This is a genomic window from Streptomyces sp. NPDC004610 (assembly GCF_040609715.1).
Classification (GTDB): Bacteria; Actinomycetota; Actinomycetes; order Streptomycetales; family Streptomycetaceae; genus Streptomyces.
In genome coordinates, this window is sequence record NZ_JBEXLA010000010.1 from 1 (window position 1) to 17,608 (window position 17,608).

Sequence of the window (17,608 nt, forward strand, 5' to 3'; positions counted from 1 at the left end):
GGGCCGACGTCCTCTTCGCCATGCTCCGAGACGGCACCTACTACGATCCCCAACCTGCCCCATCACCTTGACCAAACCCATAGGGGCACCCCCCCGCGTGTCGAAGACCGCCCCGCACCCTTGACTGGATCATGCTGTGACATGAGCCTTTCAACATTCGCCACTGTGGCGAACACCTGCTAGGGGGGTTCATGAGACATAGAGCGAGATCGATCCTCGCTGTCGGCGCGCTCCTGACCAGCGGAGCGCTCATCGCACCCATCGCCCAGGCCCTACCCGGCGGCCCACCGGCGGCCACCCCTTCCTCCACCACCTCCAGCACCCCCACCGACGACGAAGTCAAAGTCTTCCGCGCCGAGGTCACCCAGGAGCAGATCCCGCTCCTGCTGGCCGCGGGCCAGGACGCGCACGAACTCAGCGAGCGCCCGCCCGGTGACGGCAAGGGGACCGCCACCGTCGAGGTCTACCTCACCGACAAGGAAGCCGAGAAGCTGGCGCAGAAGGGCGTCGACCTCGCCGAGCACACCCTCTCCGCCAAGGCGGAGAACCGGGTCGAGGCCGCCGCCGACGGAGTCTTCCGGCCGTACAGCGGAGCGGGCGGGCTCCAGGAGGAACTGCTGCGGACCGCGCAGGAGAACCCGGGCCTCACCAAGGTCGTCTCCATCGGCACATCGGTCAACGGGCAGGACATCCTCGCGCTCAAGCTCACCAAGAACGCCAAGAAGTCCAAGGACGGCTCCAAGCCCTCCGTGCTGTACATGTCCAACCAGCACGCCCGCGAGTGGATCACCCCGGAGATGACCCGCCGCCTGCTCCACCACTACCTGGACAACTACACCAAGGACCGGCGGATCAAGAACATCGTCGACTCCACCGAGCTGTGGTTCGTGCCCTCGGCCAACCCCGACGGCTACGACTACACCTTCGAGAGCGACGACAACCGCCTCTGGCGCAAGAACCTCCAGGACAACAACGGCGACGGCGTGATCTCCACCGGCGACGGCGTCGACCTCAACCGCAACTTCGCCTACAAGTGGGGCTACGACAACGAGGGCTCCTCCCCGAACCCCACCAGCGAGACCTACCGCGGCCCCGGCCCGAACTCCGAGCCCGAGACCAAGGCCATCGACGCCTTCCAGCGCCGGATCGGATTCGAGTACGGCATCAACTACCACTCCGCCGCCGAGCTGCTGCTCTACGGCGTGGGCTGGCAGGTCGCCACCGACACCCCGGACGACGTCCTCTACAAGGCACTCGCCGGCACCCCCGAGAACTCCGCCATCCCCGGCTACCACCCGCAGGTCAGCTCGGAGCTGTACACCACCAACGGTGAGGCCGACGGACACGCCTCCAACGTCAACGGCACGGCGATGTTCACCCCGGAGATGTCCACCTGCCAGACCATCTCCGCGAAGTACCCCGACGACGCCTGGAACCCGGCGGACTGCCGCTCCGGCTTCAACTTCCCGGACGACGAGAAGCTGATCCAGGAGGAGTTCGTCACCAACATCCCCTTCGCGCTCTCCGTCGCCGAGTCCGCCGCGACCCCCGATCGCCCGAAGTCCTCGGTCGGCATCGACGCCCCCGATTTCACCCCGGCGACCTTCACCACCTCCTCCTCCCGCGGCGCCGATCAGGAGATCTCCGTCGTCGCCCGTAAGTCGGTCCGGGACAAGGAGCTGCGCTACCGGGTCAACGGAGGCCGCGTCCACGACCAGACCCTGCGCGCCTGGAAGGGCGGCGAGGTCTACGGCGGCGAGGACAACCTCTGGTTCGACGAGTACCGGGCAAAGGTCCAGGACGGCGAACCCGGTGACACGGTCGAGGTCTGGTTCACCGGCCGGACCCGCGCCGGCAAGCAGGTCACCAGCCAGCGCTTCACCTACACCGTCGCCGAACGCCCCCGCGCCGACACCCTGGTCGTCGCCGAGGAGGGCGCCGCGGCCACCCAGGCGCAGACCTATGTCGACGCGCTGAGGGCCAACGGCCGCCGGGCCGTCGTCTGGGACGTCGCCCGGCAGGGCGCCCCCGACGCCCTCGGTGTGCTCTCCCACTTCGACACCGTCGTCCACTACACCGGCGCCGCCGTCCCCGGCAGCCCCACCCAGCTCCAGCTGCGCGCCTACCTCAACGAGGGCGGCCGGCTGATCGAGGCCGGTGAACGGGCCGGCGGAAACGTCGCCCTCGCCGACGGCACCCCCACCAACGACTTCAGCCAGTACTACCTGGGCGCCTACTCCCGTACGACGCTCCCGGGCGCCACCGCCTTCCAGGGCAGCGGCGAACTGGCCGGAGCCGCCGGAGCGCTCGGCGCCGCCCCCGGCAACCCGCTGGACGCGGCCGGCTCCTACAGCGTCACCTCCGACACCCTCGCCCCGGGCACCTTCCCGCAGTTCCGCAGCGCGGGCGGCGGACAGTACCCGGGCACGATCAACCCGTACGGCCCCTACGCGGGCGCCTCCATGGCCGCCGTCACCCACTCCGACTACGCCTGGAACCGGCTCACCCGGACCGTCGACCTCACCACCACCGCAGCCGCCCAGCAGCCCACCCTGAGCAGCCGGCTCTTCTGGGACACCGAGGAGGGCTACGACCACGTCATCCTGGAGGCCCGTACCGCGGGCGGCGACGACTGGACCACGCTGCCCGAGAAGAACGGCGCCACCGGCACCGCCGTGCCCACCGAGTGCGAGGCCGGCTACTTCCTCCAGGCCCACCCCGCCCTCGGCCGCTATCTGACCCGGGGCGCCGAGGGCTGCACCCCGGGCGGCACCAGCGGCGCCTGGAACAGCTTCACCGGTTCGTCCGCCGGCTGGCAGCAGGTCGAGTTCGATCTGTCCGCCTACGCGGGGAAGAACGTGGAGCTGTCCCTGAGCTACATCACCGACCCGGGCAGCGGCGGCCGGGGCGTCCTGGCCGACGAGACGGCCGTGGTCATCGGCGGCACCGCCCAGACCGAGGGCTTCGAGACCTCCCTCGGCGCCTGGACCGTCCCCGGCCCGCCCGCGGGCAGCCCCGCCGTGGTCCGGGACTGGGCCCGCACCGGCGCGCTGTTCCGTACCTACGGCGCCGTCACCACCGACGACACCGTGCTCCTCGGCTTCGGTCTGGAGCACCTCACCTCGGCCGCCGACCGGACGGCCCTGATCCGCAAGGCGCTCGCCTCCCTCGACAGCTAGCCACCACCTCGCGCAACGCGAGGAGCGCGCGACACCCCGTCACCCCCGACCGGAGCTGACGGGCCGGACGGCCCTGGGCGGTCCGTACCTCTACCGACGGGTACGGGCCGCCCTTCCGTGCAGGGGGGCGTCTCGATGTCACCGACAGGGCGTCGGAGAGGTAGGGTCGTGGGTGGTCGGGGACATCCCAAATCAAGCTCGCCGGCATCAAGAGCCGGTGTACCCAACGAGGAGATCGGTTCGTGACGATCCGCGTAGGCATCAACGGGTTTGGCCGCATCGGTCGCAACTACTTCCGGGCGCTCCTGGAGCAGGGAGCCGACATCGAGATCGTGGCTGTCAACGACCTGGGTGACACCGCCACCACCGCGCACCTGCTGAAGTACGACACCATCCTGGGCCGCCTCAAGCACGAGGTCGCCCACACCGCCGACACCATCACCGTGGACGGCAGGACGATCAAGGTCCTCTCCGAGCGCAACCCCGCCGACATCCCGTGGGGCGAGCTGGGCGTCGACATCGTGATCGAGTCGACCGGCATCTTCACCAAGAAGGAAGACGCCGAGAAGCACATCGCCGGCGGGGCCAAGAAGGTCATCATCTCCGCCCCGGCGAAGAACGAGGACGTCACCATCGTGATGGGCGTCAACCAGGACCAGTACGACCCGGCGAACCACCACGTCATCTCCAACGCCTCCTGCACCACCAACTGTGTGGCGCCCATGGCGAAGGTGCTGGACGAGAACTTCGGGATCGTCCGCGGTCTGATGACGACCGTCCACGCGTACACCAACGACCAGCGCATCCTGGACTTCCCGCACAAGGACCTGCGCCGCGCCCGCGCCGCCGCGGAGAACATCATCCCGACCACCACGGGTGCCGCCAAGGCCACCGCGCTGGTCCTTCCGCAGCTCAAGGGCAAGCTCGACGGCATGGCCATGCGCGTCCCGGTCCCCACCGGCTCGGTCACCGACCTGGTCGTGGAGCTGAGCCGCGAGGTCACCAAGGACGAGGTCAACGCCGCGTTCAAGAAGGCCGCCGACGGCGAGCTGAAGGGCATCCTCTTCTACACCGAGGACGAGATCGTGTCCTCCGACATCGTCAGCGACCCGGCGTCCTGCACCTTCGACTCCTCCCTGACCATGGTCCAGGAGGGCACCTCGGTGAAGGTCCTCGGCTGGTACGACAACGAGTGGGGCTACTCCAACCGCCTCGTCGACCTCACGGTCTTCGTCGGCGACCGGCTCTGATCCCCAGGGCGGGCATCTCCGTGTGAGAGCAGGGCTCGGGCGGCGCGCACCATCGCCGCCCGAGCCCTGACGCGCGTACGCACGCCCCGGCCCGCGAACGGACCGATCAGCTCTCCTACGATCAACAGAGCAACCGAGCAGCCGATCAGCCGATCGTGGGACCGATCAACGGATCAACCGAGCAAGCGACCCCGACCAGGAGTATCTCCATGAAGACGATCGACGAACTGCTCGCCGAGGGCGTGGACGGCAAGCGGGTCTTCGTCCGCGCCGACCTCAATGTCCCGATGGCGGACGGTGTGATCACCGACGACGGCCGTATCCGGGCCGTGCTGCCCACCGTCGAGGCGCTCGCCGGCGCCGGCGCCAAGGTGGTCGTCGGCTCCCACCTCGGCCGCCCCAAGGGCCCCGCCGATCTCCGGTTCTCGCTGCTCCAGGCCGCCGAGCGGCTCGCCGAGCTGCTCGGCGCCCCCGTCGCCTTCGCCCAGGACACCGTCGGCCCCGCCGCCCACGACGCGGTGAACGGCCTCCAGCCGGGCCAGGTCGCGGTGATCGAGAACCTGCGCTTCAACCCGGGCGAGACCAGCAAGGACGACACCGAGCGCGGCGAGTTCGCCGACCAGCTCGCCGCCCTCGCCGATGTCTACGTCGGGGACGGCTTCGGGGCGGTGCACCGCAGGCACGCCTCCGTCTACGACCTCCCGGCCCGCCTCCCGCACTACGCCGGGTATCTGATCGCCACCGAGGTCGGCGTCCTCAGGAAGCTCACCGACGAGGTCAAGCGCCCCTATGTCGTGGTGCTCGGCGGCGCCAAGGTCTCCGACAAGCTCGCCGTGATCGACGAGCTGCTCGGCAAGGCCGACCGGCTGCTGATCGGCGGCGGCATGGCCTACACCTTCCTCCGGGCCCAGGGGCACGAGATCGGCACCTCCCTGGTGCAGGAGGATCAGCTCGGCCAGGTCACCGAGTATCTGGAGCGCGCGGAGAAGACCGGCGTCGAGCTGGTCCTGCCCGTCGACGCCGTGGTCGCCCCCGCCTTCCCCGATCTGAGCGCCCAGACCCCCACGCACCCCACCACGGTCGCCGCCGACGCCATGCCGGCCGACCGGATGGGTCTCGACATCGGACCCGAGACCCAGACGCTGTACGCCTCGAAGCTCGCCGACGCCGCCACCGTCTTCTGGAACGGCCCCATGGGCGTCTTCGAGCACCCCGACTACGCCGAGGGCACCAAGGCGGTCGCCCAGGCCCTTCTCGACTCCCCGGGCTTCACCGTGGTCGGCGGCGGCGACTCCGCCGCGGCCGTCCGCACCCTGGGCTTCGACGAAAGCGCATTCGGCCACATCTCGACCGGTGGCGGCGCCTCCCTCGAATACCTTGAGGGCAAGACGCTCCCCGGCCTCGCCGCACTGGAGGACTGACCCCGCATGACGACCCGTACGCCCCTGATGGCCGGCAACTGGAAGATGAACCTCAACCACCTCGAGGCCATCGCCCATGTCCAGAAACTCGCCTTCGCCCTGGCGGACAAGGACTACGAGGCCGTCGAGGTCGCCGTCCTGCCGCCCTTCACCGATCTGCGCTCCGTCCAGACCCTGGTCGACGGCGACAAGCTGAAGATCCGCTACGGCGCCCAGGACATCTCGGCCCATGACTCCGGCGCCTACACCGGCGAGATCTCCGGCCCGATGCTGGCCAAGCTGAAGTGCAGCTATGTCACGGTCGGCCACTCCGAGCGCCGCCAGTACCACGCCGAGACCGACGAGATCGTGAACGCCAAGGCCAAGGCGGCCTTCAAGCACGGTCTCACCCCGATCCTGTGCGTCGGGGAGGAGCTGGACGTGCGCGAGGCGGGCGATCATGTCTCCCACACCCTCGCCCAGGTCGCGGGCGGTCTGAAGGACATCACCGCCGAGCAGGCCGCCACAGTCGTGATCGCCTACGAGCCGGTGTGGGCCATCGGCACCGGCAAGGTCTGCGGCGCCGGGGACGCCCAGGAGGTCTGCGCCGCGATCCGCGCCAAGCTCGCCGAGCTGTACTCCCAGGACGTCGCCGACGCTGTCCGCATCCAGTACGGCGGCTCGGTCAAGGCCGGGAACGTCGCCGAGATCATGGCCCAGGCCGATATCGACGGTGCCCTGGTCGGCGGCGCCTCGCTGGACTCGGACGAGTTCGTGCGGATCGTCCGCTTCCGTGACCAGTGAGTGATCGCCGCGCTCCGGGCAGTGAGTAGGCCCGGGGAGCGTTACGTCGTACCCTTGCGGGGGCCGTAGGCTTGCGCACCCGAGCATCCACCCTGGGTGCCGGGCAGCGGGCTCCGGCCCCCGTCGTCGTCGATCCAGATCCGAGGAAGTTGGTCCAGCCGTGGTTATGGGGTTCTCGATCGCCCTGATCGTCTTCAGCCTGCTGATGATGCTGCTGGTGCTGATGCACAAGGGGAAGGGCGGCGGCCTCTCCGACATGTTCGGTGGCGGTATGCAGTCCTCCGTCGGCGGCTCCTCGGTCGCCGAGCGCAACCTCGACCGCATCACCCTGATCGTCGGTCTGATGTGGCTCGCGTGCATCATCGTTCTCGCCCTGCTCATGAAGCTGGACTGACACCGCCGCGAACCCGATCCCCACGTAACGCCCCATGTTCGGTACGCGCTCCTGAGCGCGGCCTATCATGGGGCGTGCGTCTGTGTGTGGGGTCGGTAACTCCGCTCACTGGACGCGCGTTGGGCCTTACGTAGACTGAGGCGCTCGCAGCGGAGCGAAACGCCGACTCGCTTCGCGGCACCATCACGCAGGGAGTTACGACCGTGGCAAGTGGCAACGCGATCCGTGGAAGCCGGGTCGGGGCGGGGCCGATGGGCGAGGCCGAGCGAGGCGAGTCCGCCCCGCGTCTGCGCATCTCCTTCTGGTGCTCCAACGGGCACGAGACCCAGCCCAGCTTCGCCAGCGACGCGCAGGTGCCCGAGACCTGGGACTGCCCGCGCTGCGGCTTCCCCGCCGGGCAGGACCGGGACAACCCGCCGGACCCCCCGCGCACCGAGCCGTACAAGACCCACCTGGCGTATGTCCGGGAGCGGCGCAGCGACGCGGACGGCGAGGCGATCCTCGCCGAGGCGCTCGCCAAACTGCGGGGCGAGATCTAGAGGTTGGAACCGGCCGGGCACCCCAGGGTGTCCGGCCGGAGCTGCATGGAGCGGGTGCCTGGCCTGAGTTAGGTTGGGACCCATGAACGCAGACGGCCGTACCCGGCTCAATCAGTCGCCCGAGTGGACCGCTCTGGCCAAGCACCGCGAACAGCTCGCGGACACCCATCTGCGGGATCTCTTCTCGGCCGACCCCGCGCGCGGCACCGATTACACCCTCCAGGTCGGCGATCTGTACGTCGACTACTCCAAACACCTCGTCACCGGCGAGACGCTGCGGCTGCTGCACGAGCTGGCCGCCGCCACCGATGTCTTCGGGCTGCGCGACGCCATGTTCCGCGGCGAGAAGATCAACACCACCGAGGACCGGGCGGTCCTGCACACCGCGCTGCGCGCCCCCCGGGACGCGGTGATCGAGGTCGACGGCGAGAACGTCGTCCCCCAGGTGCACGCGGTCCTCGACAAGATGGCCGGCTTCGCCGACCGGGTCCGCTCGGGGGAGTGGACCGGTCACACCGGCCGCCGGATCCGCACCGTGGTCAATGTCGGCATCGGTGGCTCCGATCTCGGCCCGGCCATGGCCCATGAGGTGCTGCGCGCCTTCACCGACCGGGATCTCACGGTCCGCTTCGTCTCCAATGTCGACGGCGCCGATCTGCACGAGGCGACCCGCGACCTGGACCCGGCCGAGACGCTGTTCATCATCGCGTCCAAGACCTTCACCACCATCGAGACGGTCACCAACGCCACCTCCGCCCGCACCTGGCTGCTGGCCGCGCTGGGCGACCCCGGCGCCGTGGCCAAGCACTTCGTGGCCCTGTCGACCAACGCCGAGAAGGTCGCCGAGTTCGGTATCGACCCGGCCAACATGTTCGGTTTCTGGGACTGGGTCGGTGGCCGCTACTCCTTCGACTCCGCCATCGGGCTCTCCCTGATGATCGCCGTCGGCCCGGACCGCTTCCGCGAGATGCTCGCCGGTTTCCGCCTGGTCGACGAGCACTTCCGCACCGCCCCCGCCGAGTCCAACGTCCCCCTGCTGCTGGGCCTGCTGGGCATCTGGTACGGCAACTTCCACGACGCCCAGTCGCATGCCGTGCTGCCGTACTCGCACTACCTCTCCAAGTTCACCGCCTATCTCCAGCAGCTCGACATGGAGTCCAACGGCAAGTCGGTGGACCGGCAGGGGCAGCCGGTCGACTGGCAGACCGGGCCGGTGGTGTGGGGCACGCCGGGCACCAACGGGCAGCACGCCTATTACCAGTTGATCCACCAGGGCACCAAGCTGATCCCGGCGGACTTCATCGGCTTCGCCGAGCCGGTCGCCGAGCTGAGCGAGGAACTGCGGGCGCAGCACGATCTGCTGATGGCCAACTTCTTCGCCCAGACCCAGGCGCTGGCCTTCGGCAAGACGCCCGACGAGGTGCGCGCCGAGGGGGTCCCGGAGGAACTGGTCGCCCACAAGACGTTCCGGGGCGGCCACCCGACGACCACGATCCTGGCGCGCGAGCTGACGCCGTCCGTACTGGGCCAGTTGATCGCGCTGTACGAGCACAAGGTGTTCGTGCAGGGCGCGGTGTGGAACATCGACTCCTTCGACCAGTGGGGCGTGGAGCTGGGCAAGGTCCTCGCCCGGCGGATCGAGCCGGCCCTCACCGAGGGCGCCGAGGTGCCCGGCCTGGACCAGTCGACGAAGGCGCTGGTGGCCACGTACCGGGCGCTGCGCGACCGGGGCTGACCGGCCCCTGACGGCGGGCTCTCTCAGGCGACCGCGCTGAGGGAGTCCGCCAGTCTGCGCCGGGCCGCGCGGGCCGCCGGCAGGGCCGCCAGCGCGACGGCGCCCAGCACCGCGGCACCGGCCAGCAGAAGCAGCAGCGGACCCGGCGGGCCCTCGGCGATCCCGGCCCCGATCCCGCTGGAGCGGGCCTGGGCGTCGATCAGCCAGTACGACAGCGGCAGCCCGAGCCCCAGGCCCAGCACCACCGCGACCAGCGCCGTACAGCCCGTCGCGACCACCGTGATCGCGGTGATCTGGCGGGGGGACAGGCCGATGGCCTTCAGGGCGAGCAGATCGCGTTCGCCCTCGCGGACCGTGCCGCCGATGGTGGTGAGCAGTTCGATCAGCCCGATCAGCGCCAGCACCGCGATCAGCCCGACCACCACCCCGCGCAGGGTGGTCAGCCCGTCCGCCGGATTGGTCACCGTGTGCACATCGAGATGGCCGTCCCCGGCGTCGGCGATCCGGGCCGCGACCACATCCGGGTCGGCGCCCGGCGCGAGCCGTACCTGGTGCAGGCTCGGGCGCAGCGCCGGGTCGTTCTCCCGCAGGGTGTCCAGCGAGGTGGTGATCACCCGGCCGGCGTTCTCCGGCTCGATGCTGCGGCCCACGATGTGCAGCACCTGCGGCTGGTCGCCGACGGTCATCCGCACCCAGTCGCCCACCCGGACGTCCAGCAGGTCCAGCAGCCCCTGTCCGGCCACCGCCTCGTCCGGGCCGGTCGCCCGCCGGCCCTCGGCCAGCGTGTACGGGTAGGGGTCGGCGCGGGTGCCGAGACCGCGCAGGGCGATGGTCGCGGTCTGCCCGGGGACCAGCGCGGCCACCTCGACGCCGGGGTAGGCGTCGGTGACCTCGGGGTCGCGGCCCAGCAGGGCGCGGGTGCCGGACTCGGTGAGGGTGTTGTCGGCGCGGACGGTGAGCGCGGCGGGCAGGCCGACCCGCTCGGGCTCGCCGTGGAAGCGGTCGATCGTGGTCCAGGCGCTCAGCGCCACCACCATCAGCAGCAGCGGCAGGGTGAGCCGGCCGACCGTGGCCAGGGTGCGGGGGCGGCGGGTGAACGCCGTGTGCCAGCCCAGCACCAGCGCGGGCGGCAGCCGCAGTCCGAGCGCCCGGCGGGCCGCCCCGGACAGCCGCCCCCCGGTGGGCGCCGCCGGGCGGGGCACCGGCACCGGCGGGATCCGGCCCGCCCGCCAGGCCGCGAGCCCGGTGGTGGCGCCGATGAACAGCACCGCCAGCGCGGGCGCCGCGAACAGGGTGACGGTGTGGCCGGGCATCCCCTGCCACACCCCGACCGCGTCCCCGAGCCGCCCCGGGATCCGGCTGCCCACCACCTCGGTGAGCCCGGCGGCGACCAGCGCCCCGAGCAGCGCGTACGCCAGATGCTGGAGCAGATAGACCCGGACCACCTGGGCCGGGGTGAAGCCGATCGCCTTCAGTACGGCGATGTCCCGCAGATGGCCCCGGATCCGGGTGCTGATCGCCCCGTGCACGGCGAGGCCCGCCGCGAACAGCGCGCCCAGCCCGAACAGTCCCAGCACCTGTCCGAGCAGCCGGTTGTCGCCCTGCGCCTCGGACTGGGCCTGCTGCCAGGTGGTCACCTCGCCGATCGCGCCCGCGCCCAGCACGGTGACCGCGCGCTGTACGGCGTACCCGGTGTCCTCGGGGTCGGTCAGGCGCAGGCCGATGGACCGGCCGTCGGGGGCGGGGACGGCGGCCGGGGGTGCCCAGATCAGGCCGGGGCGCTCACCGGGCCGGTAGCGGGGCTCGGCGCTGTCGGCGACGCCGAGGACCCTGAGGGTGCGGGCGGTGCCGGGGAGGGTGAGGGTGTCGCCGGGTTCGGCGACCAGGGCGCGGGCGAGGCGGGTCTCCAGGACCACGCCCCGCGGGTCGGCCGGGTCCAGCCAGGTCCCGGCGGTCAGCAGCGGACGGCCGACCTCGGGGCGCCGGTCGACCCCGCGCAGCTCCACCGAGGCGCGCGCGCCGCGCGAGGCGACGGTGGTGTACGCGGTGGGGTAGGGCCCGGCGACGGACTCGACGCCGTCCTGCCGGGCGAGCTGGCCGGCGTCGGCGGCGACCGAGGTGTGCAGCCAGACATGGGCGCCGTTGGCCTGGGTGAAGGTGCGCTGCCAGGGGTTGGTGGCATAGCCGAAGAGTGCGGCGGCAAGCAGCAGGGAGGTGACGATGCCGGCCGTGGCCAGCACCAGGAACAGTGCCTCGCCGCGATGGGTCCGCAGATCGGAGTGCGTCCAGCGCACCATGGCTCGCACCGGCTCAGTCCTTCAGCTCCAGTACCCCTGATATCCCGGTGCCGCGTCGTTTCGCGGTGCCGTCCAGGGGGGCGTCGTCGGCTATCCGGCCGTCGAAGAAGCTGATCACCCGGTCCGCGGCGCTGGCGAGGCGGGCGTCATGGGTGACCAGCACGATGGTCTGGCCGCGCTGGTGGAAGCGGCTCAGCAGCCGGACGACCTCCCGGGTGCCCTTGCTGTCCAGGCTGCCCGCGGGTTCGTCGGCCAGCAGCAGCCGGGGCCGGTTGACCAGGGCGCGGGCCAGGGCGACGCGCTGCTGCTCACCGCCGGACAGCTCGCCCGGCATGGAGCGCTCCTTGCCGGTCAGGCCCAGCTCGGCCAGCAGTTGCTCGCGCTCGGTGCGGGCCTGGCGGGCGGTCATCCCGGCGAGCAGCGCGGGCAGCTCCACATTGTCGGCGACCGACAGATTGGAGACCAGATTGAAGAACTGGAAGACGATCCCGATGCGCTTGCGGCGCTTGATCGCCCAGCGGGCCTCGCTGAAGTCGGCGGTGCACTCGCCGTCGAGCCAGATACACCCGGCGTCCGGGTGCTGGAGTCCGCCCAGCAGATGCAGCAGCGTGGACTTGCCGGCCCCGGACGGGCCGGTGATCGCGACGAACTCGCCGCGCTCGACCCGCAGATCGACCCCGCGCACCGCGTGCGCCGGAGCGCCCTCGCCCTGATGCGTCTTGACCAGGCCCTCGGCGCGCAGCACGGGCACGGGCACGGCCTCGTCCGCGGCGGCCGGGGCCGGGCGGGGAGCGGCGGCGTCACTCACTCCAGCTCCTCCAGTTCTTCCTGGCACCTCTCCAGCCAGTCCAGATCGGCCTGGAGGTGCAGCATGGCCCCCTCGATCAGCAGCTGGGCCGTGCGGTTGTCCCGGTCCGCGGTCGCGGCCAGCTTGGAGAGGCTGCGCATGGTGTTGAGGTACTGGCGCCGCTGCTTGTTGATCAGGGCGATCTGGTCGGCGAGACCGGTCCGCGGGGCGAGCGCCAGTTTCATGAAGAACTCGTCGCGGATCCGGGGTTCGTCGGACACCTCGTCGTACCAGACGCGCAGCGCCTCCCGCCCGGCCTCGGTGAGGTGGTAGACCTTCTTGTTGGGCCGGCCGGCCTGTTCGACGTCCTCGCCCTCGATCAGTCCTGTTTTCTCCAGGCGTCCGAGGGTCACGTAGATCTGGCCGACGTTCGGCTGAGGGTACGCGGCACCCAGCAGTTGCTCAAGGTCCAGCTTCAGCTCATATCCATGGGCCGGACCGCGGGCGAGCAGGGCCAGGAGGGGCAGCCGCACCAGCGCTCTCCTCCTCGCGTCCTAGGTGGTGGTGAGCCGCGGGCCCGCGCTGAAGGGGCGGGCGGCGGAAGATTGACGACAGGCCCTAGTATCGCCCATACCTAACAGGTATACATGGCAGCGTCCGGGCGATGTGGCCCGGAAGGGTGCACCGGGAGGAACCTATGCGGTGGATACGGGCCGCGGGTAGGGGTCTTCTCGCCCTTGTCGTGGTCCTGACCGGCTACGTCGGCTCCGTCCCCCGCGCCGACGACGGGGCGGGGGACGGGCGGGGCCCCATCACGCTGGCCACCGGCGGGGACCTCACCGGTTATCTGGGCGCGGTCCTGGACGGCTGGAACCGCAGCCACCCGGACGAACGGGTCACCCTGGTCGAACTGCCCGACTCCTCCGACGAGACCTACGCGCAGATGCACACCGATCTGCGCGCCGGGAACCGCAGCCGGTTCGACGTCCTCAACATCGATGTGAACTGGACCTCCCAGTTCGCCGCCGCGGGCTGGATCCGCCCGCTGCCGCGCGAGGCGTTCCCCCTGGACACCTTCCTGCCCCCGGTCGTCGACACCGCGACCTACGACGGCCGGCTCTACGCGGTCCCCTATGTCACCAACGCCGGGCTGCTGCTCTACCGCGCCGACATCCTGGAGCGCGAGGGACTGCCCCCGCCGCGCACCTGGGCCGAACTGGAGCGCTACGCCGAGACCCTGGGCCCCGAGTACGGCATCGACGGCTACGCGGGCCAGTTCCTGCCCTACGAGGGGCTGACGGTGAACGCGGCCGAGGCCGTGTACTCGGCGGGCGGCACCATCCTCGGCGACGAGGGCGAGCGGGTCACCGTCGACTCCCAGGCGGCCCGTGAGGGCATCGGGTTCCTGGCGCGCGGCCTCGCCGAGGGCTGGATCCCCCAGGAGGCGCTGGCCTGGAAGGAGGAGGAGTCCAAACAGGCGTTCCAGGACGGCGAACTCCTCTTCCTGCGCAACTGGCCCTACGCGTACGTCGCCGCCGCCGAGCCCGGCTCACCGGTCGCCGGGAAGATCGCCGCGGTCCCGCTGCCCGGCCCCGACGGACCCGGCACCAGTGTGCTGGGCGGCTCCAACCTCGCCGTCAGCAGCCATGCCGAGCACCCGGAGACCGCCGCCCGGCTGATCGCCTATCTCACCGGCGAGAGCGTCCAGCGCCAGGTCCTCACCCGGGGCGCGCTGCCCCCCGTACGGGCCGATCTCTACGAGGATCCGGAGCTGATCGGGGAGTTCCCCTATCTGCCGACCCTGCGGCAGAGCGTGCTGGCCGCCGCGCCGCGCCCCAAGAGCCCGCGCTACGACCAGGTGAGCCTGGCGGTGCAGGCGGTGGTGCGGGACGCGCTGACCGGGCAGCAGACGCCGGCCGAGGCGGTCCGGCGCCTGGCGCGCGAGCTGGCGGCGGTCTCCAGCCGCTGAACCCCCGAACGCATCGGCCCCCTTCGACCATCCGAAGGGGGCCTAGTTACATGTTAGGTAACGCCAGGGTCTCAACTGCCCGCTGGTTGCCCGAGTTCATCCCCCTTTGGGACCCCAACTTCCGGGTAGTTTTCGCACGCTCATTGACACCCGTACGACATCCTTACTTAACATGTATGCATAACGTCAGCTCGCACAGACAGGCCAACTGGGGTGATTCAACCGACCCTCACGGGGCGCCATTGGTGGCGCGACGCAGTGATCTACCAGGTGTACGTCCGCAGTTTCCTGGACAGCACCGGGGACGGCATCGGCGATCTGGCCGGAGTTCGCGCCGGTCTTCCCTATCTCCGCAAGCTCGGTGTGGACGGGATCTGGCTCAGCCCGTTCTATCCCTCGCCGCAGCACGACCACGGCTACGACGTCGCCGCCTACCAGGATGTGGACCCGCTCTTCGGGGACCTCGCCGAGTTCGACCTCCTGATGTCCGCAGCCCGCAAGATCGGCATCAAGGTCCTGCTGGACATCGTCCCCAATCACTGCTCCGTGGAGCACCACTGGTTCCAGGCGGCGCTCGCCGCCGCGCCCGGCAGCATCGAGCGCGCCCGGTTCCACTTCGCCGACGGCCGCGGCCCGGACGGAGCGGAGCCGCCGAACAACTGGCACGCCATGTTCGGCGGCCCCGCCTGGACCCGGGTCACCGAGTCCGACGGCACCCCCGGCCAGTGGTACCTGCACATGTTCACCCCCGAACAGCCCGACTGGAACTGGCGCAACCCCGAGGTGCCCGAGGAGTTCGAGGGCGTCCTGCGGTTCTGGCTCGACAAGGGCGTCGACGGCTTCCGCATCGATGTCGCCGCCGGCCTCTACAAGCACCCCGACCTGCCCGACTCCGACGACCCCGAGGCAGACGCCCGCACCCGCGACTCGGTCAACCCGCTCGCCTGGAACCAGCCCGAGGTGCACGACGTCTGGCGGCACTGGCGGTCGGTGTGCGACGCGTACGCCGAGCGCGACGGCCATGAGCGCCTGCTGGTCGGCGAGGTCTCCGTGCCCACCGCCCGCGAACACGCCCTGTACGTCCGCCCCGACGAACTCCACCAGGCGTTCTTCTTCGACCTGCTCGGCGCCCCCTGGGACGCCGACTCCTTCCGCAAGGTCATCTCCGAGGCCATGGAGGACATCGCCGGCACGGGTTCCACCGTCACCTGGGTCCTCAACAACCACGACCAGGTCCGCACGGTCACCCGCTACGGCGGTCCCAGCACCGAGGGCAGCGGTCTGGGCCCGGCCCGAGCCCGCGCCGCTGCCCTCCTCATGCTGGCCCTGCCCGGCGCCGCCTACATCTACCAGGGCGAGGAACTGGGCCTGCCCGAGGTCGACGACCTGCCCGACGAGTCGATCACCGACCCGATCTTCCGGCGCACCGGCAGCCGGGCCCGGATCCGCGACGGCTGCCGGGTGCCGCTGCCCTGGTCCGGCCAGGCGTCGCCGTTCGGCTTCACCTCCGGGGCGGGCGCCGCCAAACCCTGGCTGCCCCAGCCCGACTACTTCGCCGAGTACGCCACCGACCGCGCGCTCGCCGACACCAGCTCGTTCTGGCACCTGTACCGCGACGGTCTCCAACTGCGTGCCGCGCTGCCCCAACTGGGCGAGGGCGCACTGCGCTGGATCGACCGGCAGCCCGGCGTCCTCGCCTTCGAACGCGGCGACGGCCTGGTCTGCGCCGTGAACTTCACCACCGCACCCGTGGCCGCGCCGGTCTCCGGCACTCCACTGCTCTCCAGCGGCCCCTGCCCGGCAGGTGTCCTGCCCGGCTCCACCGCCGCCTGGTGGCTGAGCGACCAGTGAGCCACCACTGGCCGCCCGGCATCCGACACCGATCACTCGGCGTCAACCGCATATCCGCCGAAGGGATATCAACGATGATACGACCCCGCACCACCCTCCTCACCGGCTGCACCGCGCTCGTCCTGGCGGTCACCCTCACCGCCTGCGGCAGCGACGGTGATGTCGCCGCGGGCGGCGGCGACAAGCCGCTCAGCGGCCAGACCGTCTCGGTCGCCGGTGTCTGGTCCGGCACCGAGCAGCAGAACTTCCAGAAGGTGCTGGACGCCTTCACCGAGAAGACCGGCGCGAAGACCGAGTTCGTCTCCACCGGCGACAACGTCTCCACCGTCGTCGGCTCCAAGATCGAGGGCGGCAACGCCCCCGACGTGGTGATGGTCCCCCAGGTCGGCGTGCTCCAGCAGTTCGCCCAGGAGGGCTGGCTCCAGGAGCTGTCCAAGACCGCCCAGGACTCCCTCACCAGCAACTTCGCCCCGGTCTGGAAGAACTACGGCGCCGTCGACGGCACCTCCTACGGCGTCTACTTCAAGGCCGCCCACAAGTCCACCGTCTGGTACAGCCCCGACGCCCTCACCCAGGCCGGCGTCGAGGCCCCCGCCACCTATGACGAGCTGCTGGAGGCCGGGCGGACCGTCTCCGACTCCGGGCTCGCCGCGTTCGCGGTGGCCGGCCAGGACGGCTGGACCCTCACCGACTGGTTCGAGAACATCTACCTCTCCCAGGCCGGCCCCGAGAAGTACGACGCCCTCGCCGCCCACGAGCTGAAGTGGACCGACGCCTCGGTGGTCACCGCGCTCACCACCCTCGGCGAGCTGTTCAAGGACAAGCAGCTCATCGCGGGCGGCCAGAACGGCGCCCTGAACACCGACTTCCCCGGCTCCGTCGAGAAGGTCTTCGGCCCCCAGCCCGAGGCCGGCATGGTCTACGAGGGCGACTTCGTGGCCGCCGTCGCCAAGGACGAGTACGGCAAGGTCATCGGCGAGGACGCCAACTTCTTCCCGTTCCCCGCGGTGGACGGCGGCAAGGCACCGGTGGTCAGCGGCGGCGACGCGGCCGTGGTCATCAAGGAGGGCAAGAACCAGGAGGCCGGCATGGCCTTCGTGGAGTGGCTGGCCACCCCGGAGGCCGCCGAGGTCTGGGCCGAGCTGGGCGGCTACCTCTCCCCGAACAAGTCCCTGGACCTCGCCGCCTACGGCGACGACGTCACCCGCGCCACCGCCAAGTCCCTGATCGACGCGGGCGACGCGGTCCGGTTCGACATGTCCGACCAGGCCCCCGCGGCGTTCGGCGGCACCAAGGGCGCGGGCGAGTGGAAGATCCTCCAGGACTTCCTGCGCGACCCGTCCGACCCGACCGCGACCGCCGGGCAGCTGGAGGACGCGGCGGCCAAGGCGTACCAGGACTGA

Annotated in this window: 13 protein-coding genes; 10 read left to right on the forward strand and 3 right to left on the reverse strand. The window is 70.8% G+C overall.

Annotated features, from left to right (window positions below; translation table 11 throughout):
• The first annotated feature begins 191 nt into the window (after positions 1–191).
• The 7 genes from ABZX40_RS12880 to pgi all read left to right on the forward strand — a co-directional run bounded on the left by ABZX40_RS12880 (position 192) and on the right by pgi (position 9,301).
• Entirely contained in the window at positions 192–3,179 is a 2,988-nt protein-coding gene (locus tag ABZX40_RS12880; RefSeq protein WP_355734563.1) for a M14 family zinc carboxypeptidase, read from the forward strand.
• A gap of 242 nt (positions 3,180–3,421) precedes the next feature.
• Positions 3,422–4,429: a type I glyceraldehyde-3-phosphate dehydrogenase gene (gap, locus tag ABZX40_RS12885; RefSeq protein ID WP_355734566.1), complete on the forward strand. Its 1,008-nt coding sequence runs from the start codon at positions 3,422–3,424 to the stop codon at positions 4,427–4,429.
• Between the two features lie 209 nt (positions 4,430–4,638).
• On the forward strand, positions 4,639–5,850 hold the full coding sequence (locus ABZX40_RS12890) for a phosphoglycerate kinase (RefSeq protein ID WP_355734569.1): 1,212 nt from the start codon (positions 4,639–4,641) through the stop codon (positions 5,848–5,850).
• Between the two features lie 6 nt (positions 5,851–5,856).
• Positions 5,857–6,633 (forward strand): triose-phosphate isomerase, encoded by a 777-nt coding sequence (tpiA, locus tag ABZX40_RS12895; protein ID WP_355734572.1) that lies wholly within the window; start codon positions 5,857–5,859, stop codon positions 6,631–6,633.
• A gap of 166 nt (positions 6,634–6,799) precedes the next feature.
• Positions 6,800–7,027, forward strand: coding sequence for a preprotein translocase subunit SecG (secG, locus tag ABZX40_RS12900; protein ID WP_355735315.1), 228 nt, complete (start codon positions 6,800–6,802; stop codon positions 7,025–7,027).
• Positions 7,028–7,230: 203 nt separating this feature from the next.
• Complete coding sequence (locus tag ABZX40_RS12905) at positions 7,231–7,566, forward strand: RNA polymerase-binding protein RbpA (RefSeq protein WP_003976875.1); 336 nt, start codon at positions 7,231–7,233, stop codon at positions 7,564–7,566.
• Between the two features lie 82 nt (positions 7,567–7,648).
• Complete coding sequence (gene pgi, locus ABZX40_RS12910; RefSeq protein WP_355734574.1) at positions 7,649–9,301, forward strand: glucose-6-phosphate isomerase; 1,653 nt, start codon at positions 7,649–7,651, stop codon at positions 9,299–9,301.
• 23 nt (positions 9,302–9,324) lie between these two features.
• Here pgi and ABZX40_RS12915 read toward each other — a convergent pair whose 3' ends face one another.
• Genes ABZX40_RS12915 through ABZX40_RS12925 form a run of 3 tightly spaced genes read right to left on the reverse strand, consistent with a single transcriptional unit; the run spans position 9,325 to position 12,918 of the window.
• Positions 9,325–11,607 (reverse strand): FtsX-like permease family protein, encoded by a 2,283-nt coding sequence (locus ABZX40_RS12915; protein WP_355734577.1) that lies wholly within the window; start codon positions 11,605–11,607, stop codon positions 9,325–9,327.
• A gap of 4 nt (positions 11,608–11,611) precedes the next feature.
• Positions 11,612–12,406: an ABC transporter ATP-binding protein gene (locus tag ABZX40_RS12920; RefSeq protein ID WP_355734579.1), complete on the reverse strand. Its 795-nt coding sequence runs from the start codon at positions 12,404–12,406 to the stop codon at positions 11,612–11,614.
• Positions 12,403–12,918 (reverse strand): PadR family transcriptional regulator, encoded by a 516-nt coding sequence (locus ABZX40_RS12925; protein WP_355734582.1) that lies wholly within the window; start codon positions 12,916–12,918, stop codon positions 12,403–12,405. Before ABZX40_RS12925 ends, ABZX40_RS12920 begins: the two co-directional genes overlap by 4 nt.
• 164 nt (positions 12,919–13,082) lie before the next feature.
• Here ABZX40_RS12925 and ABZX40_RS12930 point away from each other — a divergent pair, with 164 nt between their 5' ends.
• From ABZX40_RS12930 to ABZX40_RS12940, 3 genes are all read left to right on the forward strand, one after another.
• Positions 13,083–14,354, forward strand: coding sequence for an ABC transporter substrate-binding protein (locus ABZX40_RS12930; RefSeq protein ID WP_355734584.1), 1,272 nt, complete (start codon positions 13,083–13,085; stop codon positions 14,352–14,354).
• 258 nt (positions 14,355–14,612) lie between these two features.
• Positions 14,613–16,205, forward strand: coding sequence for a glycoside hydrolase family 13 protein (locus ABZX40_RS12935; protein ID WP_355734587.1), 1,593 nt, complete (start codon positions 14,613–14,615; stop codon positions 16,203–16,205).
• Positions 16,206–16,279: 74 nt separating this feature from the next.
• Positions 16,280–17,608 carry an ABC transporter substrate-binding protein gene (locus tag ABZX40_RS12940; RefSeq protein WP_355734589.1) on the forward strand — a complete coding sequence of 443 codons (1,329 nt, stop codon included), beginning with the start codon at positions 16,280–16,282 and terminating at the stop codon, positions 17,606–17,608.